20 protein-coding genes are annotated in these 25,052 nt (G+C 62.3%); 7 read left to right on the plus strand and 13 right to left on the minus strand.

All coding sequences use genetic code 11. From position 1 onward, the window contains the following. The first annotated feature begins 3 nt into the window (after window positions 1–3). From lepB to pdxJ, 5 genes are all read left to right on the plus strand, one after another. Window positions 4–858 carry a signal peptidase I gene (gene lepB, locus FW789_RS19880; RefSeq protein WP_340612177.1) on the plus strand — a complete coding sequence of 285 codons (855 nt, stop codon included), beginning with the start codon at window positions 4–6 and terminating at the stop codon, window positions 856–858. Between the two features lie 176 nt (window positions 859–1,034). Beyond that, complete coding sequence (gene rnc, locus FW789_RS19885; protein ID WP_103438388.1) at window positions 1,035–1,724, plus strand: ribonuclease III; 690 nt, start codon at window positions 1,035–1,037, stop codon at window positions 1,722–1,724. Continuing rightward, window positions 1,717–2,619 (plus strand): GTPase Era, encoded by a 903-nt coding sequence (gene era / locus FW789_RS19890; RefSeq protein WP_101321882.1) that lies wholly within the window; start codon window positions 1,717–1,719, stop codon window positions 2,617–2,619. The genes rnc and era overlap by 8 nt, the downstream gene beginning before the upstream one ends. 54 nt (window positions 2,620–2,673) lie before the next feature. Beyond that, on the plus strand, window positions 2,674–3,357 hold the full coding sequence (gene recO / locus FW789_RS19895; protein WP_103438387.1) for a DNA repair protein RecO: 684 nt from the start codon (window positions 2,674–2,676) through the stop codon (window positions 3,355–3,357). Between the two features lie 61 nt (window positions 3,358–3,418). Continuing rightward, entirely contained in the window at window positions 3,419–4,141 is a 723-nt protein-coding gene (gene pdxJ, locus FW789_RS19900; protein ID WP_219855757.1) for a pyridoxine 5'-phosphate synthase, read from the plus strand. A 6-nt stretch (window positions 4,142–4,147) separates the two neighbouring features. On the opposite strand, the gene FW789_RS19905 is transcribed toward pdxJ, so the two are convergent. The 9 genes from FW789_RS19905 to FW789_RS19945 all read right to left on the minus strand — a co-directional run bounded on the left by FW789_RS19905 (window position 4,148) and on the right by FW789_RS19945 (window position 17,543). After that, window positions 4,148–5,533 carry a heavy metal sensor histidine kinase gene (locus tag FW789_RS19905; RefSeq protein WP_103438386.1) on the minus strand — a complete coding sequence of 462 codons (1,386 nt, stop codon included), beginning with the start codon at window positions 5,531–5,533 and terminating at the stop codon, window positions 4,148–4,150. Next, window positions 5,530–6,204 (minus strand): heavy metal response regulator transcription factor, encoded by a 675-nt coding sequence (locus tag FW789_RS19910; RefSeq protein WP_101321878.1) that lies wholly within the window; start codon window positions 6,202–6,204, stop codon window positions 5,530–5,532. The genes FW789_RS19905 and FW789_RS19910 overlap by 4 nt, the downstream gene beginning before the upstream one ends. 180 nt (window positions 6,205–6,384) lie before the next feature. Then, a complete protein-coding gene (cmoB, locus tag FW789_RS19915) occupies window positions 6,385–7,341 on the minus strand; it encodes a tRNA 5-methoxyuridine(34)/uridine 5-oxyacetic acid(34) synthase CmoB (protein WP_340612180.1) in 957 nt (318 codons plus the stop codon). Further along, window positions 7,338–8,081 carry a carboxy-S-adenosyl-L-methionine synthase CmoA gene (cmoA, locus tag FW789_RS19920; protein WP_411564363.1) on the minus strand — a complete coding sequence of 248 codons (744 nt, stop codon included), beginning with the start codon at window positions 8,079–8,081 and terminating at the stop codon, window positions 7,338–7,340. The genes cmoB and cmoA overlap by 4 nt, the downstream gene beginning before the upstream one ends. A 279-nt stretch (window positions 8,082–8,360) precedes the next feature. Beyond that, window positions 8,361–8,753: a protease inhibitor I42 family protein gene (locus tag FW789_RS19925; RefSeq protein WP_411564364.1), complete on the minus strand. Its 393-nt coding sequence runs from the start codon at window positions 8,751–8,753 to the stop codon at window positions 8,361–8,363. Between the two features lie 108 nt (window positions 8,754–8,861). Further along, complete coding sequence (gene lon / locus FW789_RS19930) at window positions 8,862–11,282, minus strand: endopeptidase La (protein WP_103438383.1); 2,421 nt, start codon at window positions 11,280–11,282, stop codon at window positions 8,862–8,864. 161 nt (window positions 11,283–11,443) lie between these two features. Further along, entirely contained in the window at window positions 11,444–13,855 is a 2,412-nt protein-coding gene (locus FW789_RS19935) for a glucose/quinate/shikimate family membrane-bound PQQ-dependent dehydrogenase (protein WP_186700784.1), read from the minus strand. Between the two features lie 25 nt (window positions 13,856–13,880). Further along, window positions 13,881–15,227: a carbohydrate porin gene (locus FW789_RS19940; protein WP_446431932.1), complete on the minus strand. Its 1,347-nt coding sequence runs from the start codon at window positions 15,225–15,227 to the stop codon at window positions 13,881–13,883. Between the two features lie 255 nt (window positions 15,228–15,482). Then, window positions 15,483–17,543 carry a TonB-dependent receptor gene (locus FW789_RS19945; protein WP_446431933.1) on the minus strand — a complete coding sequence of 687 codons (2,061 nt, stop codon included), beginning with the start codon at window positions 17,541–17,543 and terminating at the stop codon, window positions 15,483–15,485. Between the two features lie 128 nt (window positions 17,544–17,671). Between FW789_RS19945 and FW789_RS19950 the strand changes: the two genes are divergently transcribed. Together FW789_RS19950 and FW789_RS19955 are read left to right on the plus strand one after the other, a co-directional pair. Further along, window positions 17,672–17,893, plus strand: a complete 222-nt coding sequence (locus tag FW789_RS19950) for a VF530 family protein (RefSeq protein ID WP_101321868.1) — start codon at window positions 17,672–17,674, stop codon at window positions 17,891–17,893. Further along, window positions 17,894–18,538 carry a Pr6Pr family membrane protein gene (locus FW789_RS19955; protein WP_103438379.1) on the plus strand — a complete coding sequence of 215 codons (645 nt, stop codon included), beginning with the start codon at window positions 17,894–17,896 and terminating at the stop codon, window positions 18,536–18,538. It begins immediately after the preceding gene. Between the two features lie 174 nt (window positions 18,539–18,712). On the opposite strand, the gene FW789_RS19960 is transcribed toward FW789_RS19955, so the two are convergent. The 4 genes from FW789_RS19960 to FW789_RS19975 form a co-directional block, all read right to left on the minus strand. Continuing rightward, the gene (locus FW789_RS19960) at window positions 18,713–19,474 is read right to left on the minus strand and encodes a siderophore-interacting protein (protein ID WP_411562658.1); all 762 of its coding nucleotides are present in this window, start codon (window positions 19,472–19,474) and stop codon (window positions 18,713–18,715) included. Further along, complete coding sequence (locus FW789_RS19965; RefSeq protein ID WP_103438377.1) at window positions 19,474–20,004, minus strand: PadR family transcriptional regulator; 531 nt, start codon at window positions 20,002–20,004, stop codon at window positions 19,474–19,476. The genes FW789_RS19960 and FW789_RS19965 overlap by 1 nt, the downstream gene beginning before the upstream one ends. A 136-nt stretch (window positions 20,005–20,140) precedes the next feature. Then, window positions 20,141–23,260 (minus strand): transglycosylase domain-containing protein, encoded by a 3,120-nt coding sequence (locus tag FW789_RS19970; protein ID WP_103438376.1) that lies wholly within the window; start codon window positions 23,258–23,260, stop codon window positions 20,141–20,143. A 130-nt stretch (window positions 23,261–23,390) separates the two neighbouring features. Further along, a complete protein-coding gene (locus tag FW789_RS19975; protein WP_103438375.1) occupies window positions 23,391–25,010 on the minus strand; it encodes an FMN-binding glutamate synthase family protein in 1,620 nt (539 codons plus the stop codon). Window positions 25,011–25,052 lie beyond the last annotated feature (42 nt).

A 25,052-nucleotide genomic window follows, 5' to 3' on the forward strand; every position in this document is an offset into this window, starting at 1 on the left:
CCTATGTCGCTAAATTTCCCGCTGTTGCTCGTCATCGCCGTTGCCGTCTGTGGCTTGTTGGCTCTGATCGATGTGCTGTTCCTGGCTCCGCGCCGGCGGGCGGCGATTGCCACCTATCAGGGCAGCGTCAGCCAGCCAGAAATGGCCGTGGTCGAGAAGCTGAACAAGGAGCCGTTGCTGGTTGAGTACGGCAAGTCGTTCTTCCCTGTGCTGTTCATCGTGCTGGTGCTGCGGTCGTTCCTGGTAGAGCCGTTCCAGATTCCTTCCGGGTCGATGAAACCGACGCTGGAAGTGGGCGACTTCATCCTGGTGAACAAGTTCTCCTACGGCATTCGCCTGCCGGTGATCGACAAGAAGGTCATCGAGATCGGTCAGCCGCAGCGGGGCGACGTGATGGTGTTCCGCTATCCGAGCGACCCCAACGTCAACTACATCAAGCGTGTGGTCGGCCTACCGGGCGACCAGATCGGCTACACCAGCGACAAGCGCTTGTTCGTCAATGGCAAGCAGGTTGCCGAGCAGTTGGTCGGTACCGAGCCAGGCACCTTGGGCAGCGCTGAGCTGTACAAGGAGCAATTGGGCGCGGCCGAGCACATGATCCGCAAGGAAATGAGCCGCTACCGCATGCCGCCTGACCAGCAATGGACGGTACCCGCCGGCCATTACTTCATGATGGGCGACAACCGCGACAACTCCAACGACAGCCGTTTCTGGGATGATCCAAATATTCCCAAGGAACTGCATGGCATGGTTCCGGACCGCAATATCGTCGGCAAGGCGTTTGCAGTCTGGATGAGCTGGCCAGAGCCCAAGCTCAGCCACCTGCCTAACCTGTCGCGGGTCGGCCTGATCCATTGATACCCATCGGCGCTGTCTGCAGACAGCGCCGAATGCTTTTCTGACATAGGCTGTGTACTCAAGGTCGAGAGCGTCTTGAAACACGGGGGCGCTACCAACTGGCAGCGATTCACAGCCACACCGTCTTTTCAGGATGTTGATTTGAACAACGCGTTGAACAACAAACGGGTGGCCGCATGAGTGCTTCCCTTGCACGCCTGGAGCGCAAGCTCGGCTATACCTTCAAGGATCAGGATCAGATGTTGCTGGCCCTGACCCATCGCAGTTATGCCGGGCGCAATAACGAGCGCCTGGAGTTTCTTGGCGACGCCATCCTCAATTTCGTCGCCGGGGAGGCGCTGTTCGAGCGCTTCCCGCAGGCCCGCGAAGGCCAGCTGTCGCGCCTGCGCGCACGCCTGGTCAAGGGTGAAACTCTGGCGCGGCTGGCGCGTGGATTCGACCTGGGCGAATTCCTCCGACTGGGTTCGGGTGAGCTGAAAAGCGGTGGTTTTCGCCGCGAATCGATCCTCGCCGATGCCCTCGAGGCGCTGATTGGCGCCATTTATCTGGATGCCGACATGCAGACCGCGCGCGAGCGCATTCTGGCCTGGCTGACCGATGAGTTCGAGAGCCTGACACTGGTCGACACCAACAAAGACCCGAAAACCCGCCTGCAGGAGTTTCTGCAGTCGCGTGGTTGCGATTTGCCGCGTTATGAAGTGGTCGATATCCAGGGCGAACCTCATTGCCGGACCTTCTTCGTCGAATGCGAAGTGGTCCTGCTGAACAACAAGAGCCGTGGCCAGGGCGTAAGCCGGCGTATTGCCGAGCAAGTCGCCGCCGCCGCTGCACTGATCGCCCTGGGCGTGGAGAATGGTAATGACTGAGAACAACCCAACCCGTTGCGGCTACGTAGCCATTGTCGGTCGCCCCAACGTTGGCAAGTCGACCTTGCTCAACCATATCCTCGGGCAAAAGCTGGCGATCACCTCGCGCAAGCCGCAGACCACCCGCCACAACATGCTCGGGATCAAGACCGAGGGTGACGTGCAGGCGATCTACGTCGATACGCCAGGCATGCACAAGGCCAACGACAAGGCGCTCAACCGTTACATGAACCGCACCGCTTCGGCCGCCCTCAAGGACGTCGACGTGGTGATCTTCGTGGTTGACCGTACCCGCTGGACCGACGAGGATCAACTGGTGCTCGAGCGTGTCCAGTACGTTACCGGCCCGCTGATCATCGCGGTCAACAAGACCGACCGGATGGACGAGAAGGCCGAATTGATCCCGCACCTGAAATGGCTGCAGGAGCAACTGCCGAACGCCGAAGTCGTGCCGATCTCTGCCCAACAGGGGCACAACCTCGAAGCGCTGGAAGCACTGATCGCCAAGCAGCTGCCGGAGAACGATCACTTCTTCCCGGAAGACCAGATCACCGACCGCAGCAGCCGCTTCCTCGCCGCCGAACTGGTCCGCGAGAAGATCATGCGCCAACTGGGTGCCGAGCTGCCGTACCAGATCACTGTCGAGATTGAAGAGTTCAAGCAGCAAGGCCATGTGCTGCACATCCATGCCCTGATCCTGGTTGAGCGTGATGGTCAGAAGAAGATCATCATTGGTGACAAAGGCGAGCGTATCAAGCGCATCGGCTCCGATGCGCGCAAGGACATGGAAACGCTGTTCGACGCCAAGGTCATGCTCAACCTTTGGGTCAAGGTCAAAGGCGGTTGGTCCGATGATGAGCGCGCCCTGCGCTCGCTGGGCTACGGCGACCTGTAACACTCCCTCAACGGCCCGGATTGTTCCGGGCCGTTCTGCATCCGGGCCTTCCCCATGGAACAACCTCAAGGTCAGCCGGCGTACGTGCTGCACAGCCGTGCGTACCGCGAGACCAGCGCGCTGGTGGACTTTTTCACGCCGCAAGGTCGCGTGCGGGCGGTGCTGCGCCGGGCGCGGGGCAAGGGTGGCAGCCTGGTGCGCTCGTTCGTGCCATTGGAAGTCGAGCTGCGTGGGCGCGGCGAGCTGAAGAACGTCAACCGCCTCGACAGCGCCGGCATTGCCGCCTGGCTCAATGGTGATGCACTGTTCAGCGGCTTGTACCTGAATGAACTGCTGATGCGCCTGCTGCCGGCCGAGGCGCCATACCCAGCGCTGTTCGAGCACTATGCCCTGACCCTGCAGGCGTTGGGCCAGGGCCGGCCATTGGAGCCGTTGCTGCGGGCCTTTGAATGGCGCCTGCTGGAGCAGCTCGGTTACGCCTTTGCCCTGGATCGCGACGTCAACGCCGAGCCTATCGCTGCCAGTGGTCTGTACCGCCTGCAGGTCGACGCCGGGCTTGAGCGGGTGGAGCTGTTCCAGCCCGGGTTGTTCAAGGGCGATGAACTGCTCGCACTGGCCCACGCCGAGTGGGAAGCGCCTGGCGCATTGCTGGCAGCCAAGCGACTGATGCGCCAGGCCCTGGCCGTCCACCTGGGGCCAAAGCCGCTGGTGAGTCGGGAGTTGTTTCGCAAGCGCTGAGCACGTCGTATGCTGTGCGGCTACATCTTCAGGAGAGCCTTTCGTGACTCATAGCAACCGCATGCTTCTTGGCGTCAACATCGACCACGTGGCGACCTTGCGCCAGGCCCGCGGCACCCGCTATCCAGATCCGGTCAAGGCCGCGCTGGACGCCGAAGAAGCGGGCGCCGACGGCATTACCGTACACCTGCGTGAAGACCGCCGGCATATCCAGGAGCGCGATGTGCTGTTGCTCAAGGACGTGCTGCAGACGCGGATGAACTTCGAGATGGGCGTTACCGAAGAGATGATGCTGTTCGCTGAGCAGATTCGCCCGGCGCACATCTGTCTGGTCCCGGAAACCCGTCAGGAACTGACCACCGAAGGCGGCCTCGATGTGGCCGGTCAGGAAGCGCGGATCAAGGCGGCCGTCGAGCGCCTGGCCCGCACCGGCGCTGAAGTGTCGTTGTTCATCGATGCCGACGAGCGCCAGATCGAAGCTTCGCGACGGGTCGGCGCGCCGGCCATCGAGCTGCACACCGGTCGCTATGCTGATGCGCTGACCCCAACCGAGGTGGCCGATGAGCTCAAGCGCATCGCCGACGGCGTCGCGTTTGGCGTCGGCCAGGGCCTGATCGTCAACGCGGGCCACGGCCTGCATTACCACAACGTCGAGGCGGTCGCAGCGATCAAGGGCATCAACGAGCTGAACATCGGTCACGCGCTGGTGGCGCATGCGCTGTTTGTCGGCTTCAAGGCCGCCGTGGCTGAAATGAAAGCGTTGATCCTGCAGGCCTCGCGCTGATCGGCGTCACTCGGCACGAAAAAACAAGGTAAACCGGGTTGGCCCCTGCGCCTGGCTGCTGACTTCGACCTGGCTGCCGTGCAGTTGCATGATCGACTGCACGATCGCCAGGCCCAGGCCAGTACCGCCATCCAGGCGCGAGCGACCGCTGTCGGCTCGATAGAACCGCTCGAACAGGTGCGGCAGGTGCTCGTCGCTGATCCCCGGCCCGTGGTTCTCAACCCATACCCAGGCCTGCTGCGCATACCGGCCGATGCCAATGCTCACCACGCTGCCCTCGGGGCTGTGCCGTAGCGCATTGCTGAGCAGGTTGGACAAGGCCCGCTGGCACATCAACCGATCACCCAGCGCGGTGGCCCAGCCGTGACGCCTGATCTCGATATCCTTCACTTCAGCGCTGATGGCAAACAGCTCGCTGACCCGCGCGACTTCGTCGGCCAGCGCCAGCGGCTTGAGTTCGACCTGGGCCTGGGGCTGGCTTACCTGCGCGAGAAACAACATGTCGTTGATGATGCGGTTGAGCCGAGTCAGTTCTTCGATGCTGTCTGCCAGCACCTCGCGATAATCGCCGCTGTCGCGTGGGCGGGCGAGGGTCACCTGGGCCTTGCCCATCAGGTTGCTCAGCGGCGTGCGTAGCTCATGCGCGAGGTCGTCGGAAAACTGCGACAACTGGCGCACACCCTGATCGAGCCGATCCAGCATCACATTGATCGAGCGGGCGAGGTCGGCCAGTTCCTGCGGCAGGCCGCTGGAGGGCAGTCGATGGTCGAGCGCCTGCGCCGATACCTGGCCGGCGATCCGGCGAAAGCGCCGCAGTGGCTTCAGGCTGCGCTGCACCAGCTTCCAGGCACAGGCGCCAATCAGCAGCAGTAACAACGGCAAGGCCAGCAGGGTCGAGCGCAGGTAGGCGTGCAACAGGTCGTGATCGTCGGCGCGATCGAGGGTCATCATTACCCGCACCGGGGTGTCATCGCGCAGCCGCATCGCCTGCGTCACGCTGAGAAATTGCGCTCCGCTGCTGTCCTTCCATTCCTGAAAGGTCTGGCCGTCGCTCCACTGCAGCTCGCGCAGGCGCTGTGACTCCAGCGCCGGGCCCAGGCTGAGCAGGGGGGCATGGCGGCCATTCAGAGCAATCACGCTGAGGCTTAGGTTGTCATGGCCCATGACCAGGTCGAGCAGTGGGTGGGCGCGGCTGGCCAGGTCAGCGCTACGCAGGTCGACCCGCAGGTTGTGTTCTACCTGCAGCATCTTGCGCGCGAGGTCCTTGCGCGCGCGGCTGTCCAGTTCGTGATCAAGGGCAAACACCGCCAGGCATGCCAGCAGCAGCACCAGCGCGGCGCCCATTAGAGTGACGCTCAGACCAAGCCGCAGAGACAGGCTGGCGGGTTTCAACGGCGCGCCTCGAGCACGTAGCCAACACCGCGCAGGGTGTGGATCAGTTTGTCTTCGAAGGGGTCGTCGATCTTGGCCCGCAAGCGCCGGATCGACACCTCGACAACGTTGGTGTCGCAATCGAAGTTCATGTCCCACACCAGCGAGATGATCTGCGTGCGTGACAGCACCTCGCCGCTCTGGCGCATCAGCAGGTGCAGCAGCGAGAACTCCTTGGCAGTGAGGTCGATACGTGTGCTGCCACGCCAGGCCCGGTGGCGGCCAGGGTCCAGCTCCAGGTCGGCGACGCGCAGTGTGCTCGGCTGCACCTGCTGATCGTTGCGCCGCAACAGGCTGCGGATCCGCGCCAGCAATTCGGGAAATTCGAATGGCTTGAGCAGGTAGTCATCCGCGCCCAGATCCAGGCCCTTGACCCGGTCAGACAGGCGACCGTGAGCGGTGAGCATCATGATTCGCGTGGCCGACTCGGCGCGTAGCCGTTGCAGTACGGCCCAGCCGTCCAGTTCCGGCAGGTTGACGTCCAGAATGACCAGGTCATAGGCCTGCTGGCGGGCCATGTGCAGGCCGTCGATGCCAGTGTGTGCGCAATCCACGACATAGCCGTTTTCGCGCAGCCCCTGCTGAAGGTAATCGGCAGTCCGCAGTTCGTCCTCAATGATCAGTAGGCGCATGCTTGGGCTCAGGCAGAATTCGGGAGAGGGATTGTCGACCCTGAAGCTGGATCAAGGTCAAGCGCGCGATAGTACGCCAAGCCTGGGGTGGATCGGCGTGGATAACGGATTTGTAATCAGCGCGTCATCTGGCGGTTAGCCAGACTACGCGCTGAGCAGACAGGATGGGTGCGGCCGGGTTTACTTGCGCGCCAGGATCGTCGCCCGACGCGGGGCGGGCAGGCCTTCGATGGTGCGGCTGTGGTCCTGCGGGTCGAGAAAGTCGCTCAGAGACTGGTAGCGCATCCACTCGGTGCTGCGCTGCTCCTCGACACTGGTGACACTGACGTCGACGCAGCGCACGTCACTGAAGCCGGCGCGCCGCAGCAGGCGCTCCAGTGCCGGTACCGAAGGCAAGAACCAGACATTGCGCATCTGCGCATAGCGGTCTTCGGGAACCAACACTTGATTCTCGTCGCCTTCGATGACCAGAGTTTCCAGCACCAGCTCACCGCCTTTTACCAGGCAGTCCTTGAGCGCCAGCAAGTGCTCAATGGGCGAACGACGGTGGTAGAACACACCCATCGAAAACACCGTGTCGAAGCCTTCGAGGTTGGCCGGTAGTTCCTCAAGGGCGAATGGCAGGTGCCAAGCCGGCAGCTCGGGCAGGTACTTGTGCACCGCCTGGAACTGGCAGAAGAACAGCCAGTTGGGGTCGACTCCGATCACCATGTCAGCGCCGGCGCCGAGCATGCGCCATTGGTAGTAGCCATTGCCGCAGCCGACATCCAGCACACGCTTGCCGGTCAGGTCCAGGTGCGGGCTGACCCGCGCCCACTTCCAATCTGAATGCCATTCGGTGTCGACATGTACCCCAAACAACTCGAACGGGCCCTTGCGCCAAGGCGACAGGCCCATCAAGGCCTGCTGCAGCTGAGCGCGCGTCGCCTCATCGCAGGGGCTATGCAGACTTAGGCCATTGACCAGGTCAACTTCACTCGGCACCAGCTCAGGCAGCGCCTCGAGGGCGCCATGCCAGCGCTCAAGGTCACCGTGTCCTTTTTCCATCTTGCTGGCCAGTTGGGCTTGCAGGCCTTGTGACCAGGTAGCCAGGGGGGTGCCCGCCAGACGGCGGACCAGGGGAGACAAATCGATCATGGCAGGGCTATCAACGAGGCGAAGTTAAGGCATTGGAACCACGGCACTACCTTGGAGAACCCGGCGGCACGCAGGCGGGCCTGGTGGGTTTCGAGCGTGTCGGGTTTCATCACATGTTCAATGGCGCTGCGCTTCTGGGCAATTTCCAGCTCGCTGTAGCCGTTGGCGCGTTTGAAATCCAAGTGCAGATCGTTGAGCAGCGCCTGCTCCTGATCATCGGCGAAGTGCAGTTTTTCCGAGAGGATCAGCGCGCCTCCAGGCAGCAAGGCCTGGCGGATCCGCGTCAGCAGCTCCAGGCGCTGGCCGGGGGCGACGAATTGCAGGGTGAAGTTCAGTGCCACTACCGAAGCCGGCTCGAACTGCAGGCTGAGGATATCGGCTTCCATGACCTGCACCGGCAGCAACTCCTGGAACATCGAGTCCTGGGCAGTGAGGTACTGACGGCAGCGCTCGACCATCGCCGCCGAGTTGTCCACCGCAATCACTCGGCAGCCGTCGCTGCGCACATGGCGGCGCAGTGCCTGGGTAACCGCACCCAGCGATGCGCCCAGGTCGTACAGCGTGGTATCTGCCTGAGCAAAGCGTGCGGCTAGCACGCCGAGGTTTTCGACGATGGTCGGGTAACCCGGTACCGAGCGCTTGATCATGTCCGGGAACACCCGCACTACGTCCTCGTTGAAGGCGAAGTCAGGCACCTGGTCCAGGGGCCGGGCAAAGAGGCGGTCAGGGTCTGTGCTCACGGTGTGCTCGGGTGAAAAAAACAGGGGCGACATTCTAGCCAAGCCAGGCCTCGCTGCATATGGCCCAGGCGCGAACGGTCGTCCCCGCAGCACGAATTGCCCTGCGCTGGCCAGGCGCATATCCGTCAACCGGGGGCGAAAGGTACTGCTTGGTTGCAGGCGTTGTGGCGACTGTCAGCACGGCCCCTGCACCGTATTGTCGGGTGTTTCCCGAAACCCCCTTGCTCTGTGCCAGAGCTCAGTCCCCTTGCTTGAAGGCAGATGAGATTCACGGTGTATTTAGCGCACGATCACCTTGCACTCGAAGGTCTGTACCGGAACCACTTCTGGCGCCCAGGGCTGTTGATATACCAGCAACAGAGTACCCTCGCCGATGGCAGATGCCTGGAAGCGCCAGGTGGATTCCCCAGCAGTGCCAACCATGCCATTTTGTTCAGGCGTACTGTAGACCTCAGGGCCACGAGCTTGCAGGACTGCTGCGGCGGAATCCTTGAGTATCCAGCGATAGCCGGTGGTGGGGTTGCTTGGCAGCGTCACGGTCAAGCGCTGGCCAACCTGCACGCGCTGTGGGCATTCGCCTTCGGAATTAAGCTCGATGCCGTGTTGCGGCTGATGGCTGCAGGCGGCAAGCAGGGCAAGGCTCAAGGGAAGCAACAGGCGGATGGCAATCATGGGTGCTCCAAGGGCGATTCGGAGCCCTGAGGATAACCGAAGCGATCCACGCTGTAAGCCCGTCCACAGCGGAGCCAGAGCGGCTCCGCTGATTTCCACGGCAACGTTTCAGAACAGCACTTTGGCCACGTCGGCAAAGCGCTTGGCAAAGTGCACGGTCAGGCCCTCACGCAGATACTCCGGCAGCTCTTCAAAGTCGCCTCGGTTGGCTTCAGGCAGAATCAGCTCGAGAATCTTCTGGCGCTTGGCCGCTATGACTTTTTCGCGCACACCACCAATCGGTAGCACTTGCCCGGTCAGGGTCAGCTCGCCGGTCATGGCTACGCCTTTTTTCGGCACCTGATCGCGGGCCAGCGACAGCAGCGCACTGGCCATGGTTACCCCGGCGCTTGGGCCGTCCTTGGGCGTTGCTCCCTCAGGCACGTGCAGGTGGATGAACGCCTCGTTGAAGTAGGTCGGGTCGCCGCCAAATTGCTTGAGGTTGGCGCTGACGTAGCTATAGGCGATCTCCGCAGACTCCTTCATCACGTCGCCAAGCTTGCCGGTCAGCTTGAAACCTCGATTGAGGGCATGAATGCGGGTGGCTTCGATCGGCAGCGTGGCGCCGCCCATACTGGTCCAGGCCAGGCCGGTTATTACACCTTTGCCAGCCAGCACCTGTTCGCTGCGGAACACCGGCATACCCAGTGCCGCTTCAAGATCCTTGGGGCCTATCTTGAGTTTGGCCTGCGGGTCTTCAAGCAGCTTCATGACCGCCTTGCGCACCAGCTTGCCCAATTGCTTTTCCAATTGGCGCACACCCGCTTCGCGGGCATAGCCATCGATTACCAGGCGCAGCGCGGAGTCGCTGATACTCAGGCTGGTCTTGGCCACCCCGGCTTTTTCCAGCTGCTTGGGCCACAGATGGCGCTTGGCGATGGCCAGTTTTTCTTCGGTGATGTAGCCAGACAGGCGGATCACTTCCATGCGGTCGAGCAGCGGTCCGGGGATCGAGTCCAGGGTATTGGCGGTACATACGAACAGCACCTTGGACAGGTCCAGGCGCAGGTCAAGGTAGTGGTCGAGAAAGTCGACGTTCTGCTCAGGGTCGAGGGTTTCCAGCAAGGCCGAAGCCGGGTCGCCCTGGTAGCTCTGGCCCATCTTGTCGATCTCGTCGAGCATGATCACCGGGTTCATCACCTCAACGTCTTTCAGCGCCTGCACCAGTTTGCCCGGCTGGGCGCCGATGTAAGTACGGCGGTGGCCCTTGATCTCGGCTTCGTCGCGCATGCCGCCGACACTGAAGCGGTAGAACGGCCGGCCGAGCGATTCGGCGATGGACTTGCCGATGCTGGTCTTGCCCACGCCCGGCGGGCCGACCAGCAGCACGATCGAGCCGCTGATCTCGCCTTTCCAGGCACCGACGGCGAGGAACTCGAGAATCCGGTCTTTGATGTCATCCAGCCCGGCGTGATGCTGATCGAGCACCTTGCGTGCATGCTTGAGGTCGAGCTTGTCTTTGCCGTAAACGCCCCAGGGCAGGGCGCTGGCCCATTCCAGATAGTTGCGGGTGACGGCGTATTCCGGCGAGCCGGTTTCCAGAATCGCCAGCTTGCCCAGCTCTTCATCAAGGCGTTTTTTCGCGGCGGCTGGCAGGGTCTTGCCCTCCAGGCGCTGCTTGAACTGCTCAAGGTCGGCGCTGCGGTCGTCCTTGGTCAGGCCAAGTTCCTGCTGGATGACCTTGAGCTGCTCCTTGAGGAAGAACTCGCGCTGATGCTCGCCGATCTGCCGGTTGACCTCTGCCGAGATCTCGTTCTGCAGGTGGGCGACTTCGACTTCCTTGCGCAGCATCGGCAAGACTTTTTCCATGCGTTTGAGCATGGGCACGCAGTCGAGCACTTCCTGCAGCTGCTTGCCGGTGGCCGAGGTCAGTGCCGCAGCAAAGTCGGTCAGCGGTGACGGGTCGTTGGGGCTGAAGCGGTTGAGATAGTTCTTTAGCTCTTCGCTGTACAACGGGTTGAGCGGCAGCAACTCCTTGATCGCGTTGATCAAGGCCATGCCGTACGCCTTGACCTCATCGGTCGGCTCGGTCGACTGACGCGGGTACTCGACTTCGACCAGATACGGTGGGCGATGGTGTTTGAGCCAGGTACGGATGCGCACCCGGGTCAGGCCCTGGGCAACGAACTGCAGCTTGCCGTTCTCGCGGCTGGCGTGGTGGACCTTGACCAGGGTGCCGTACTCGGGCAACGCCGAAGTGTCGAAGTGACGGTGATCTTCGGGCGGCGTATCCATGAAGAACAGCGCCAGCGAGTGGTGATCGGTCTTGGCCACCAGGTCGAGGGTTTCTGCCCACGGCTCTTCGTTGACGATCACCGGCAGCACCTGGGCCGGGAAGAATGGGCGGTTGTGAATCGGGATGACGTAGACCTTGTCTGGCAGCTGTTGGCCGGGCAGGGCAAGGGCATGGCCAGGGATTGCGGCGCCTTCGAGGTGTTCGATTTCGCTGTGTTCGTCGGGCTGTTCCGAATGATCCTGCTGGTCGCTCATGAGGCACCTGAGTTAATGACTATGGTGCTTAGATGGGGTAAAGGCCAATGGGTTTCAAGCCAGCGTAGATGAAGACGTTAGTGCGCTATTTATAAGGGGCCAAAAAAAAGCGGAACCGTACAGGTTCCGCTTCTTATGCAGGTGATGCACTGGCGCGAGGATTAGTCGGCCAGTTTGTAAGCGATGATGTAATCGCCCATCTTGGTGCCCAGCGAGCCGTGGCCGCCGGCGGTGACCAGCACATACTGCTTGCCGTCCTTGCCGGTGTAGGTCATCGGTGTGGCCTGGCCACCTGCTGGCAGGCGCGCCTTCCACAGTTCGGCGCCGTTGTGCACGTCATAGGCACGCAGGTACTGGTCGAGGGTGCCGCTGAGGAAGCCGACACCGCCCGCAGTGACCATCGAACCGCCCATGCTCGGCACACCGACCGGCATACCGATCGGGATCGGCGTGCTGTCACGGGTGGTGCCGTTCTTGTGTTTCCACACCACCTTGTTGGTGAACAGGTCGATGGCGGCTACATAACCCCAGGCCGGTGCCTGGCACGGCACGCCCAGTGGCGACATGAAGGGGTGCATGATTACGGCGTACGGAGCACCGCTGTTAGGCTGCACGCCGCTGGTTTCACTTTCGCGCTTGCTGTCGGCAGCGACTTGCTCGCGCGGCACCATCTTCGACACGAAGGCCATGTAGTTGGGCGAGGTGAACATCAATTGGCGCACCGGGTCGATCGACACGCTGCCCCAGTTGAACACACCGACGTTGCCGGGGTAGATCAGGCTGCCCTGTTCCGACGGCGGGGTGTATTGGCCTTCGTAGCGTAGTTCACGGAACTGGATGCGGCAGAGCATCTGGTCAAACGGGGTGGCGCCCCACATGGCCTGTTCGGTCAGGTCCGGGCCCAGCAGGTTGAGGTCGGAGCGGGCCTGGGTCGGGGCGGTGTGGTCACCCTTGACCGCGCCCTGCGGCACCGGGATCTCGCGGATCGGCACAATCGGCGTGCCGTCGCGACGGTCAAGTACATACAGGCTGCCCTGCTTGGTTGGCACGATCACCGCTGGCTTGATGCCGTCATCGGTCTTCAGGTGCATCAGGGTCGGCTGGCTGCCGACGTCCATGTCCCACAGGTCGTGGTGAGTGAACTGGTAGTTCCAGCGGGCCTTGCCGGTGGCCAGGTCCAGGGCAACGATACCGGCGCTGTACTTCTCGGCGCCTGGGGTGCGATCCGCGCCCCACTGGTCAGGGGTCTGGTTGCCCAGTGGCAGGTAGATCATGCCCAGGTCTTCATCGACGCTGGCGATCGACCACATGTTGGCCGAGTTGCGGCTGTAGGTCTTGCCAGGTGCCAGTGGCTTGGTGTCATCCGGGTTGTTGCTGTCCCAGTTCCATACCAGATGACCATCGTGCACGTCATAGGCGCGAATCACTCCGGACGGTTCGTTGGTCGACTCGTTATCGGTGACATGGCCGCCGATGATCACCAGATCGCGGGTAATCGCTGCAGGCGACGTCGAGTAGTAACCACCTGCGGTGAACGGGCCAATGCCGGTAGTCAGATCGATGACGCCTTGGTTGGCGAAGCCTTCGCAGACCTTGCCGGTGTCGGCGTTGATGGCGATCAGGCGCGCATCGGCGGTCGGCAGGTACAGGCGGCGGGGGCATGCCTGGGCAACGACCTGGCCAGCATCGGAAATTTTCGGCGCCGGGCTGCCGTCACGGCTGACGTAGCGGTTCTCGTCATAGTAGGACGCACCCCGGCAGGTCATGTGGGCGAAGCCCTTGAAGGTGCCCACCGGGCTCTTTACTTGCGGGTCGAAGCGCCAGATTTCGGCGCCGGTGTCCGGGTCCAGCGCCAGCAGCTTGCTGTGCGCAGTACAGGCGTAGAGCATGCCGTTGACTTTCAGCGGCGTGTTCTGGTTGGTCAGCTCGACCGGGTCGTTTTCAGTGGGCAGGTCGCCGGTGCGGATGCGCCAGGCTTCTTCCAGGCGGTATGCATTCTGCGCGGTGATCTGGCGCAGCGGCGAGTAGCGGTCGCCGTGCTCGGTACGGCCATACGCCTGCCAGTCGCCGTCAGGCATGGCCGGGGCGGTGCTGGCCATTTCGCTGCTGTCGCGGTTGAACTCGCCGCGGATCTCGCCCGGGTGAGTGAATTGGCTGGCCAGAGCGGTGGCGCCGGCGGCAACTACTGCAACGCTGAGCAGCGCGGTGTTGACTCGGGAGGCCGGGCCAAGCAGCGGGCGGCGTGCCCACGGCAGCAGCAGGACTACGCCAAGGGCGAACCAGATGGCCAGGCGCGGCACCAGTTGCCACCAGTCCAGGCCAACTTCCCACAGCGCCCAGGCGGTGCTGGCCAGCAGCACCACGCCGTAGACACCAAGGGCGATCTGCCGTTTGGCCAACAGCAGGATGCCGCTGACGGCAAAGCCGATGCCGGCCAGCAGGTAGTAAAGCGATCCGCCCAGCTGACTGAGCTTGATACCGCCGGCCAGCAGGGCCAGGCCCATCAGCAACAGCAGCACGCCTAGCAGGCGCGGTAGCCAGCGGGTTCCGGTTTTGGCACCGTCAGTGCTCATCAAAGGTACTCCGTGAAAGTTGAGGTCAGAAACTGCTTTGAATCTTCAGGCCGGCGATCAGTGCGTCGTCGACTGCCGATACTCCGCCTGGATGGCGGATGTACTGCAGGTTGGGACGCACGGTGAGCCAGTCGGCCAGGTGCACGCCGTAGTAGAGCTCGGCGCTGTATTCGGTGTCTTGCACAGGCAGGTAGCCTGGGTTGTCGTAATCACTGGTCCCGGCCGCCTGATTGGCCAGGCGGGCGTTCTTGCGGTAGCCGGGGTTGACGTGCACGCGGGCGAGGGCGAAACCGATGTCGTCCTTGGCCCGGGCATCGAATGGCCCCTTGTACAGCACACCTGCCTGAACGTAGTTGTCGATGGCATTGGTCTCCTTGTCGTGCAATGTGGCATTGGCAAACAAGCTCAGGCCGCGTGACTGGTCGGACGCCTGCGAGGTCACCTGCTGCTGCGCGCCGAGCCAGAAACCGTGTTTGCTCGAGCGGCTGCGGAAGGCCGCGCCGCTGATGGCGGCGGGTTGGCCACTGCTGTCGCGCAGTACGTCCTGAGCCTTGGCATTACTGTAGTAGTAGCCGGCGCGATACTCCCCTGCAAGTCCATTGACCTGTGGGCTCCAGACCAGTTCGATCGGCATTACCGCGCCCTGGGTACCGCTGCCGCTGAGCTTGAAGCCATTGCCCGACTCGAGGTTGGAAGGGTTCTGCTCGAACACGCCGACCTGGGCGTACAGCGTAGCGCTCAGGTTGTAACGCACGCGCAGGGCCCATTGGCTGACCGGCCAGTTGTACCAGATGCCGCCAACCCAATTGCCGACCTGCGAGCCGCAGAACGCCAGGTTCTGGAAGTCGCAGGGGAAGCTGTTGAAGTCTTCGCCTTCGCCGAAGCGGCCAAATTTCACGTCGAGGACGCCATCGAAGTACTTTTGCTTGATCCACAGCTGAGTCAGGCGCCAGGTCTGGCCGCGACCCCAGACTTCCTGGGCGGAGGTAAAACCACCTACGCGCGGGTCGTTGATGCGGTCATTGCTGATGTTCTGGCCGTGGCGCTCGGTCACGGTCAACTGCACCTCGGTGGCGTTCCAGCCGAGGATCTTCTGCAGGTCAAGGTGGCTGCCAAAGGTGAACTGGTCGCTGTAGCGCGCGCTGCGGTCATGGTCGTAGCCGCCATGCAGGTTGCTGCCCATTTCACCCGTGTAGCCGAGGGTGAAGTCGTAGCCGCGCTCGCGCAGGTCACTGCGGCTGCCGTTCCAGTCGCCAAGCATCCACGGCGAGTCACTGGCGAACATTTCACCGGCAAGCGTGGCGGGCGTAACGCCACAGAGGAGTGTGGACAGGCCTAAGGCGGCATAACGACTACGGGGTAGCTGGAACATGAGATAGCGCTATCTTTGGATTGACGAAAAATACCCAAGTGCATCGAAAAGCACGCTCTTCGATGGCGTATGGCTGTGGGAATATGGGCTGAAGCGATTCAGTGCGGCGGCAGGATATAGCGGAAGGGGTAATTAAAAAAGACAAAATGTCGCACTTGATTGTTACTCCTGCAGCAACAATGGGCGTAGCGCTATGGCTGTGGTCACCATGGCCAGCTCAATCGAGCCAGCCATAACGGCCCCCAGTGCGGTTACTCAGAAGCTTGTACGCAGGCCAACCTCGACACTACGCCCAGGCGCTGGGGCAATGTCGCGCAAGATTGAACTGGCGTAGCGCACCGTCTGATTGGTCAGGTTCTCACCGCGAACAAACGCCAGCCACTCGCTCTGGCCGATATCGAAACGGTAGCCGACGCTTGCGCCCAAGGTGGTGTAGCCTTCAGTGCTGGTCTCGTTGGACGGCTTACGCTGCTGCGAGGCTGCATGTTGCACATCAACCCGCGCCTGCCAGCGGTCCAGTGACCAGAGCAGGCCGCTGTTGAGGCGTAGCGGCGCAATCCGTGGCAGCGGCTCACCCGTGTCGAGGTTGTTGGCGCGGGTGTAATCGCCTGACAGTTCCAGGGCAAAGCTGCCGTAGCGGTTTTCCAGCAACTGCCAGCGATCCTGCGCCTCGATGCCATAGAAGCGCGCACGCACACCTTGGTACAGGTATTCGGGAATATCACCGTGGTCATGGTCATGGTCATGGTCATGATCGTGATCGTGATCATCATCGCCATCATGATGATGCCCCTCACGCAGATTGCCGCTGCCGATCAGGCCAATGTAATTGCGAAAGTGGCTATAGAACACGCCGACACTGCCCTTGTGCGTGCCATTGTCAAAGCGCAGGGCCAGGTCGGCGGCGATCGCCTTTTCCTTGTTCAGGCTGGCATCACCCACTTCATAGGCGCCGGTCGCCACGTGCGCACCATTGGCATACAGCTCATAGAAGGTCGGCGCGCGCTCGGTGTAGCCGAGGTTGGCCGCCAGCGACCAGATCGGATCAAGCTGATACACCGCGCCTGAAGACAGGCTCACGGCATTGAAGGTGCTGGTGCTGTCAGCTGCCGCGAAGTCTTCGTTGCCCTTGGCATCCGGGTCTACCCGGGTGTGTTCCAGGCGGGCACCGAAGCTCAGGTTCAGGCGCTCGCCGGCCTGCCATTGCTCAAGCAGAAATAGCGCGAGGCTGTCGGTGTCGGTGTAGGGCACGAAGGCTTCTTCACCCAACGCGGAGAACTGATTGCGGCTGACCTGCGCGCCGATCACCCCTTCCACTGGCCCCAGCGGTTGATGCCTGGCCTCGATGCGCGCCTCGTAGCCCTTGTTCTTGAAGGTGGTGTGCACATCGCCGCTTTCGATCTCGCGGTGCTGGTAATCGGTGTAGCCAGCGTCGACCTTGACCGAGCTGAACGGGCCGTCGAGATCGCGCAGTTCAGAGGCGAAACCGTAGTGGTCCTGCTGCATATCCAGGCGCACGCCGGGCTCGGCAACCGAGCCGTAGTTGCTGTCGTAACGGCTGTAGGAGAACCCGCTGTAACCGTGCTCCCAGTGATAGGCGCCGCCAAGAGCGCCGCCATCCTGGCGACCGTCGCTGTTCTCCAGGCGGTGTTTGCTGCCCGGCTCGGCACTGTCGCGGACCTTGCCGCTGCGCGCATAGCCAGGAATGCGCAGGTCATTGAACTGGCGGCTGTTGGCATCCAGGTGCAAGGCGAAGTTGCCGTCACCGGCTTCGAGCTTGCCGGCGCTGCTGCGGGTGGTGTCGGCGCCGCCGTAGCGCAGCTCACCCGCACCGTGAATGCCGTCGATCGGAGCATCGGGGATGCGGTTGTCGAAGGTGTTGACCACGCCGCCGATGGCATTGCCGCCATACAGCAGCGCCGCTGGGCCGCGGACGATTTCAACCCGCTCGACGGTGACCGGGTCCAGTGGCACCGCATGGTCATACGACAGCGACGAAGCATCCAGCGCGCCGACGCCATTGCGCAGGATACGAATGCGATCACCGTCCAGTCCGCGGATCACCGGGCGGCTGGCGCCCGGGCCAAACCAGGTTGAGGCGACCCCGGGCTGCTTGTTGAGGGTTTCACCGAGGCTGGCGTGCTGCTGGTGCAGCAACGCGTCGCCTTCGAGCACTGTACTTGGCGCGGCAAGTTGAGCGTTGCCCAGCGGATTGGCAGTAATAACCTGTGGCTGCAGTTCAACGGCGTGGCTGGCGGGGGAGGCCAGCCAAAGGGCAGCGGCAAGCGGGGAAAGGCGCAGCGGTAGCGGCAACATGAGATCAAGCGTTCCTTGGCAAGGTATTAGTGTTGTTACACTATAACATTGCCTGATTGAGCGCTGGCCAGAGGTTTTTGCTTCTACACTCGTGTAATCTGCGCCTCTTTTCACCGCAGGAGCCTCGCATGAGCACGGCCAACCACAACGCATTGCACGGCAAGACGCTCGAGCAGATCCTCACCGAGCTGGTCGCTCACTACCAGTGGCAAGGCCTGGCCGAACGCATCGACGTGCGCTGCTTCAAGAGCGATCCGTCGATCAAGTCGAGCCTGGCCTTTTTGCGCAAGACGCCGTGGGCACGAGAGAAGGTCGAATACCTGTACATCAAGCTGCAGCGCAAAGGCTGAATGGCTCGTCATCAATGGCTGAGCCTGGCAGCGCTGCTGGGCTGGTTCGGCTTGAGTGTGCAGCTGTACCTGGTGTTGCTGGCGCGCTGGCAGGAGCAGGCCAGCCTGATTGGCGGGCTGATCAATCTGTTCGGCTTTTTCACCGTCTTAAGCAATACGCTGGTGGCGACCGTGCTGAGCTACGCGGCGTTTGGCCACGCCACGGCGGCACGGCGTTGGTTCTTGTCTGCGAGGGTCAGCTCAGGCATTGCTGCCAGCATTGTGCTGGTGTCGATTGCCTACAGCTTGCTGCTGCGCCACTTGTGGCATCCCCAGGGCTGGCAATGGCTTGCGGACGAGTTGCTGCACGACGTGATGCCGCTGCTGTTTGTAGTGTATTGGTGGCGAGTGGTGCCCAAGGGGGAGCTGCGCCTGTCTGACCTGGGCTGGTGGAGCCTGTATCCGGCGGTGTATTTCGCCTATACGTTGTGGCGTGGGCAGCAGATCGGGGTTTATCCCTATCCGTTCATTGATGTCGCCAGCCTTGGTTATGGGCAGGTGATGATCAATGCGCTGGTGGTGTTGGTTGCGTTCTGGGCGATCGGGCTGGTATTGCTGGCGCTGGATCGCTGGCAGGGGCGGCGAAGGACGCAGCCGCTACCCTGACCACGTCATTCCTGGGTCATGCGCGGTTCCTGTAGGAGCGGCCTTGCCGGGGCGCCGGACCGGTCGGAAAGGGCTGCGAAGCGGCCCCACATTTTTAGCTTCGCCGCTGATATCGCCGGGCCAGCTTCGCTGGCCTATCGCGACACAAGGCCGCTCCTTGTATCTCGACTGAGACTACTCGTCGTCAGTACTCCCATCGGCGCGCCAGTAGGCGGCGGCTTTCAAGGCATCCTCGTGAACGCCTTTTTCCAGCAGCAAGGTCTTGACCTGTCGAGTCAAAGACTTCTCCAGCGCGACCCAGCTGTACAGCTCGCCCTCCGGCAAAGGCAACTCGCTGATCACTGCCAGCAGGTCCTGCTTGTCACGTTGCACCCAGATCACCTCGACCTCAGCCTGGCTCGGCAACGGCTGGCGTTCCTGGTCGTCGGCAATCTGAATCAGCGCGAGCACCCGGCGACCTGCCGGCAACTCGTGCAAGCGCCGGGCAATGGCCGGGATCGCCGTCTCGTCGCCAATCAGCAGGTAGCTGTCAAAAATGTCCGGCACCACCAGCGAAGCCCTTGGCCCGGCTATGTTCAACACTTGGCCCGGTTCAGCCTGAGCAGCCCAGGTCGAAGCAGGGCCGTCGCCATGCAGGACGAAGTCGATATCCAGCTCGCCGCTGGCCAGGTCATAGCGGCGCGGGGTGTACTCGCGCATCGTCGGCCGAGCGCCACCGTCGCGGCCCGACTGGCGCGCGTCGATGGCCGCCTGTTCGGCAGCAGTCACGCCGAACAACAGCTTGATATGGTCGTCGCTGCCGAGGCTGACAAAGCCTGTCAGCTCCGGCCCGCCAAGAGTGATGCGGCGCATGCGCGGAGTCAGATCGGTCACCCGCAGTACCTGCAGCCGACGCTGTTTGATTTCGTGATTGACGCGGTGAATGCTGTTGTTCATCAAGTGTTCTCCGTGACGGAATCGGCCGGGCCGGCGGCAATGGCCTTGGCGGTGTCGTTGAGCAGGTTGCTGACCCGCTCGATCTCGGCGCTGCTCCAGCGGCCGCTGTGCATATGCAGGGCATGGCGCAGGTTGCCCACGGCCTCATGAATTTCCGGCGGGCGATCATGGCCACGCAGTGCCCGCTTGCTGACTTCGATGCGCATGCGCACACCATCGACGGCGACGGCTTGCTCGGTCAGGGCAGTGCGCCCGGCATCGGTAATGGCGTAAAGGCGTTTGCTGCCCTGGACCTGGCCGCTGATCAGTTCGGCTTCTTCAAGGAAATTCAGGGTTGGATAGATCACGCCGGGGCTCGGGCTATAGCTGCCATCGAACAACGCCTCGATCTGGCGAATCAGGTCGTAGCCATGGCCGGCCTGTTCGGCAAGCATGGCCAGCAGCAGCAATTTCAGGTCGCCGGGGGCAAATACCCGCGGGCCGCGTTCGCCGCGGGCGGGGCGGCGGTCGAAGGGATCGTGATCACGCATGGTTTAAGGGCTCCGTCTGCGATATATCGTTAGATACTACTCAAGATATATCTTAAGACAAGCCAAAGATAGCGATGATTCTCATTTGGTTATTCGATCAGTCACCACCCGGGTTGTCCGGGCGGTGACTGTGCTGTCAGTGATTGGCCGCTAACTGAGGTGGTTTGCACTCGGTGCTACTGCCTGGTTCGAGATACGGCATCAGGATCGGTGCCATCCCTTTCAGCGCCTGCACTGGCAATGCCGAAGTGAAGGTGAAGGCCTCCGCCGTGCGCCCAGGCACAAAGGCGGTGAGGGTGCCGAAGTGGTTGTCGCCCAGGAAGAACACGAAGGTTGCGGTGCGGTTCAGCGAGCGCGAACCGATCAGCCGACCGCCAGCGCCAAAGCTCTCGATGCGGTTGTCGCCGGTACCGGTCTTGCCGCCCATCACCAGTGGCGTGCCATCGTGCAGCTTGAAGCTGCCGGAGATACGCCTTGCCGTACCGGCGTCTACCACTTGCGACATCGCGCCTTTGAGCGCGCGTGCGACTTCAACCGGCAGAATCCGCTTGCCGCGGTCCGGATCGCTGATCAGCTTGGTCTCATACGGCGTATTGGCGGCAAAGTGCAGGGTGTCGAGGCGCAGTGTCGGCAAGCGCACACCGTCGTTCTGGATGATCCCGACCAGCTCGGACAGCGCTGCCGGACGATCGCCCGAGCTGCCGATGGCGGTGGCCAGGGATGGCACCAGATGATCGAACGGGTAGCCGACCTGCTTCCAACGTTGATGTATATCGAGAAACGCCTCGATCTCGACCATGGTCCGGATACGGCTGTCACGGGCACCTTGGTGGCGGCTCTTGAACAACCAGCCATAGACTTCCTGGCGCTCGAACCGACCGGCATTGAGCATCTCGCTCAGGCTCGCGCCGGGGTTTTTCAGCAGGTAACCGAGCAGCCACAGGTCAAGCGGGTGCACCTTGGCGATAAAGCCCTGGTCGGGCAGGTCGTATTTGCCGGGGCCGTAACTGTCGTACATCTGCGACAGGCGACCGTCGTCGAGCTTGGCCAAGGCTTTTTTGTCGCCCTTGCTGTGCGCGCGGACGAAGGCGTTGAAGGTTTCCTGGGAGGCTTCCGGGAACAGATAGCGGTGCACCGCTGCCAGCCGCTGGGGGGTGACCCGCATGCTGTCGAGGAAGGTATCCAGGCGCTGTTGCGAGGTCTTGCGCTGGTACTTTTTCCAGAACCGCATGAGGTAGTTGCTGCCTTCGCGATCAGCAAAGCGTGCCAGGTATTCCTGCCGACGCGGGTCGCCATCGTCCTTGAGCAGCATCGCCCGGTTGAACGGTTGCTGGTAGGTCACATAGCGGACGATGTCGCGCATCAGGCGAATGAACGGCAGGTTGATCGACTCGCGCAGTGCGTCCTTGAGGGTCGGGTTGCGACCGTTGTCTTCCTTGCGGAAGTTGTTGAACACATGCATGCCACCGCCGGTAAAGAATGCCTCACCGGTATTGGCCGAGTATTTGCGCTCAAGCGCTGCGTCGAGCATCGCATCGAGGTTTTGATTCTTGCTGTTGAGGGTCAGCCATTCCAGCGACCATTGGGTCAACCGGTCCAGCTCGGCGACATCCACCTTCTTCAGCTCGCTGACTGGCTTGCCGGCATATTTGTCGTGCAGCTCGGCGATGATCTGCAGGTAGGTGGTGAGCACTCGCAGCTTGGCAGTGGAGCCCAGCTCGAGCTTGCTGCCCTCGTTGATATCGAAGGCCTGGTCGGTGCTGTCGGTTTGCACACGAACCCGCGAGCCATCGGCGGTACGTTCGAACAGAGTGAAGCTGTAGCGCACCTGATCGGTAGTCTTGCTGGTCAGCAGGCGCTCGCCGATCAGGCCCATCTCCCCGGCAAAAGCTGGGTCGGAGAGTTTTTTCAGGTAGTCGCTGACCTGGTTCTGCAGATCACCCTGCAGGGTGCTGGTGGCCGACAGGTCGAGGCGGTCGAGGTCATACAGAGGCCGGTTGAGCATCCCGGCCAGGCGGTTGCGGGCCAGGCTGATGCCCTTGTTGGTGATGATCGGGACGATGGTCGGCTGCGCTACCCAATCGCGATAGCGCGCTTTGCTGGTCAACGCGGCATCCGCCAGTGGCCGCTCGATGATATTCGCCGCAGCCAGCACGCGAATATGCGAGTCGGTCAGTTCGGCCAGCTCGATGCGGCCTTTGGACAGGTAATGCGAAGGGCGGCGCTGGGCGATCATCAACGACAGCACCTGGCGCAAGGCCAGGCCCCGCTCGGCAAGGCTGTCGGCATCAGTGGCAGTCGAGGCGAGGGCGCGGTTGACCTGATCGAAGTCCGCGCCATACCAGACGCGCAAACCTTCGGCCATGCCGTGCACTTCGCCGTGGCCAGGTACTGCCGACAGCGGCACGCTGTTGAGGTAATCACGCACGATGCGCTGGCGCGACTCGGTGGTATCAGGGCCGCCCTTGTACGCGCGCACGCTGGCCGAGAGCATCTGGCGCAGTTTTTCGCTCCCCGAAACAGTCAGGCCGTCCGGTGAGTGGCGGTATTTCTCCAGCTGGGTGGCCAGCGTGCTGCCGCCGGCCGACTGGCCGGGCAGGGCGAAGTACTTGGCAATCTGGCTGTAGGCGGCTTTGGCGAAGCGTGGCCAATCCACTGCCGGGTTGTTGCGCGGGTCGGCCGGGTCGAGCAGGTCGCGGTTCTCGATAAACAGCAGGCTCTTGACCATCACCGGCGGGATCGCGGCAAAGTCCGGGTACAGGTGCTGCGGGTAGTTGTACTGGTAGAGCATGTCGCCGCGACAATCGGTGATGGTCAAACCCGCCTGGATCTTCTCGACAAAAGGCACGAACAGGCCATGGTCGACATAGTCCATCAATGCCGGAGAAAACCGGACCTGCTCGCTGATCAGGTAATCGCGCTTGAGCAGACGCGGCAGAAACTCACCCAGCGCGCTGTAGCCCAGGCGCTTGTCGAAAGGCCCTTCACCGGGGTAGACGATGGCATCGCTGGGGCCTGGCTCCAAGCTGTAGGTCAAGGTCGCGGCCAGGCGGCTGAACTCGCGCGATTGCAGGTTCGAGGTCTGCATTTCGTCATAGGCCGCAAAGCCGATGGCAATCATCGCCAGCAGCACGACGAGAATGATCAACCGCCACCACAACCTGCGCTGACGAGGTGGTTTTGGCTGCGGAGCATTATCCAGACCTGCTTCAGGTGCTTGGGTGCTGGAGGGTTCCGATTGCCACTGTGCGCCCATAGTCATCTATCCGGCCAAGTAATTTCGTCTTGCGTGTCTGAAGCTTAGACGCTGACCGCAGCAGGTGAAAATTTTGTGAGCGGCATCGGCGGCATGCCGCGCTGACACTGCCGACACCTGCTGCAAACGCTCAGGCGGCCTGCTCGCTGTGCGGCTCGAAGCTGTCGGCCCGAGCCAGTTGCCACATCCGCGAATAGAACTGCCCATCGACCTCGCCGGTGAGCAGCTCGCCCGGCTTGAGGAACACGTGCATCTGCGAGAACAGCTTGATTTCGGTTGCCGAAATCCGCCGTACCAAGTGCTTGGCCTCCAACTGCGCCGGGTGCTCCAGGCCAGCCGCCGCGAGCATTTCGGCCAGCGCGCGCAGGGTGTTGTGGTGGAAGTTGAGGACGCGGTTGGCTTTGTCCGGGACCACTAGCGCCCGCTGGCGCAGTGGGTCCTGGGTGGCGACCCCGGTCGGGCACTTGTTGGTGTGGCAGCTTTGCGACTGAATGCAGCCGATGGCAAACATGAAGCCACGCGCCGAGTTGGCCCAGTCGGCACCGATGGCCAGCACGCTGGCGATGTCGAAGGCGCTGACGATCTTGCCGCTGGCGCCGAGCTTGATCTTGTCACGCAGGTTCAGCCCGACCAGGGTGTTGTGCACGAACAGCAGCCCCTCACGCAGGGGCACGCCGATATGGTCGGTGAATTCCACCGGCGCGGCGCCGGTGCCGCCTTCCTTGCCGTCGACGACGATGAAGTCGGGCAGGATGCCGGTCTCGAGCATGGCCTTGGCGATGCCCATGAATTCCCACGGGTGCCCCAGGCAGAACTTGAAACCAACCGGCTTGCCGCCGGACAGCTCGCGCAGCCGGGCAATGAACTGCATCAACTCGATAGGCGTCGAGAAGGCGCTGTGACGGGACGGTGAAATGCAGTCTTCACCCATCAGAATGCCGCGGGTTTCGGCAATTTCGGCGGTGACCTTGTGCTTGGGCAGGATCCCGCCATGGCCCGGCTTGGCGCCTTGGCTCATCTTGATCTCGATCATCCGCACCTGCGGGTTGCGTGCCTGTTCGGCGAAGCGCTCGGGGTCAAAGCGACCGTCGGCGGTGCGGCAGCCAAAGTAGCCGCTACCCAGCTCCCAGGTCAGGTCGCCGCCGTGTTCGCGGTGATACGGGCTGATGCTGCCCTCGCCGGTGTCGTGGGCGAAGTTGCCCAGCTTGGCGCCTTGGTTGAGTGCGCGAATGGCGTTGGCGCTAAGCGAGCCAAAGCTCATCGCCGAGATGTTGAAGATCGATGCCGAATACGGCTGAGTGCACTGCGGGCCGCCGATGATGATCCGAAAGCTGGCTGGGTCTGCCAGCGGCGCCGGGCGCATCGAATGGCCGATGAACTCGAAGCCCGACTGGTAAACGTCGATCAGGGTGCCGAAGGGTTTGTCCGACGCCTCGTTCTTGGCCCGCGCATAAACCAGCGAGCGCTGAGCGCGGGAGAACGGCAGGGCGTCGCTGTCGGATTCCAGCAGGTACTGACGGATTTCTGGGCGAATGGCCTCGACCAGGTAGCGAATATTGCCCAGGATCGGGTAGTTGCGGCGCACCGCGTGGCGCTTTTGCAGCAGGTCGAACACGCCGATCAGGCTCAGTACGGCGCTGGTCAGGGTGAGCGGCCAGAGCCATTCATGATGGATGAACGGCAGGCTGGCGAGGGTGAACAGGACGCATGCGGCGAAAAATGCATAGCGGCTGAGAAGTGACAGGCTCATACGAAATCCTTGCGATGGCTCGGTCAGGCTCAGGGCCTGGGG

The sequence above is a fragment of the Pseudomonas sp. 1121_17 genome, from assembly GCF_052850745.1.

Coding starts and splice junctions, on each gene's coding strand:
- lepB (WP_340612177.1), top strand. CDS start 4: ATGTCGCTAAATTTCCCGCTGTTGCTCGTCATCGCCGTTGCCGTCTGT.
- rnc (WP_103438388.1), top strand. CDS start 1,035: ATGAGTGCTTCCCTTGCACGCCTGGAGCGCAAGCTCGGCTATACCTTC.
- era (WP_101321882.1), top strand. CDS start 1,717: ATGACTGAGAACAACCCAACCCGTTGCGGCTACGTAGCCATTGTCGGT.
- recO (WP_103438387.1), top strand. CDS start 2,674: ATGGAACAACCTCAAGGTCAGCCGGCGTACGTGCTGCACAGCCGTGCG.
- pdxJ (WP_219855757.1), top strand. CDS start 3,419: ATGCTTCTTGGCGTCAACATCGACCACGTGGCGACCTTGCGCCAGGCC.
- FW789_RS19910 (WP_101321878.1), bottom strand. CDS start 6,204: ATGCGCCTACTGATCATTGAGGACGAACTGCGGACTGCCGATTACCTT.
- cmoB (WP_340612180.1), bottom strand. CDS start 7,341: ATGATCGATTTGTCTCCCCTGGTCCGCCGTCTGGCGGGCACCCCCCTG.
- FW789_RS19925 (WP_411564364.1), bottom strand. CDS start 8,753: ATGATTGCCATCCGCCTGTTGCTTCCCTTGAGCCTTGCCCTGCTTGCC.
- lon (WP_103438383.1), bottom strand. CDS start 11,282: ATGAGCGACCAGCAGGATCATTCGGAACAGCCCGACGAACACAGCGAA.
- FW789_RS19935 (WP_186700784.1), bottom strand. CDS start 13,855: ATGAGCACTGACGGTGCCAAAACCGGAACCCGCTGGCTACCGCGCCTG.
- FW789_RS19940 (WP_446431932.1), bottom strand. CDS start 15,227: ATGTTCCAGCTACCCCGTAGTCGTTATGCCGCCTTAGGCCTGTCCACA.
- FW789_RS19945 (WP_446431933.1), bottom strand. CDS start 17,543: ATGTTGCCGCTACCGCTGCGCCTTTCCCCGCTTGCCGCTGCCCTTTGG.
- FW789_RS19950 (WP_101321868.1), top strand. CDS start 17,672: ATGAGCACGGCCAACCACAACGCATTGCACGGCAAGACGCTCGAGCAG.
- FW789_RS19955 (WP_103438379.1), top strand. CDS start 17,894: ATGGCTCGTCATCAATGGCTGAGCCTGGCAGCGCTGCTGGGCTGGTTC.
- FW789_RS19960 (WP_411562658.1), bottom strand. CDS start 19,474: ATGAACAACAGCATTCACCGCGTCAATCACGAAATCAAACAGCGTCGG.
- FW789_RS19965 (WP_103438377.1), bottom strand. CDS start 20,004: ATGCGTGATCACGATCCCTTCGACCGCCGCCCCGCCCGCGGCGAACGC.
- FW789_RS19970 (WP_103438376.1), bottom strand. CDS start 23,260: ATGGGCGCACAGTGGCAATCGGAACCCTCCAGCACCCAAGCACCTGAA.
- FW789_RS19975 (WP_103438375.1), bottom strand. CDS start 25,010: ATGAGCCTGTCACTTCTCAGCCGCTATGCATTTTTCGCCGCATGCGTC.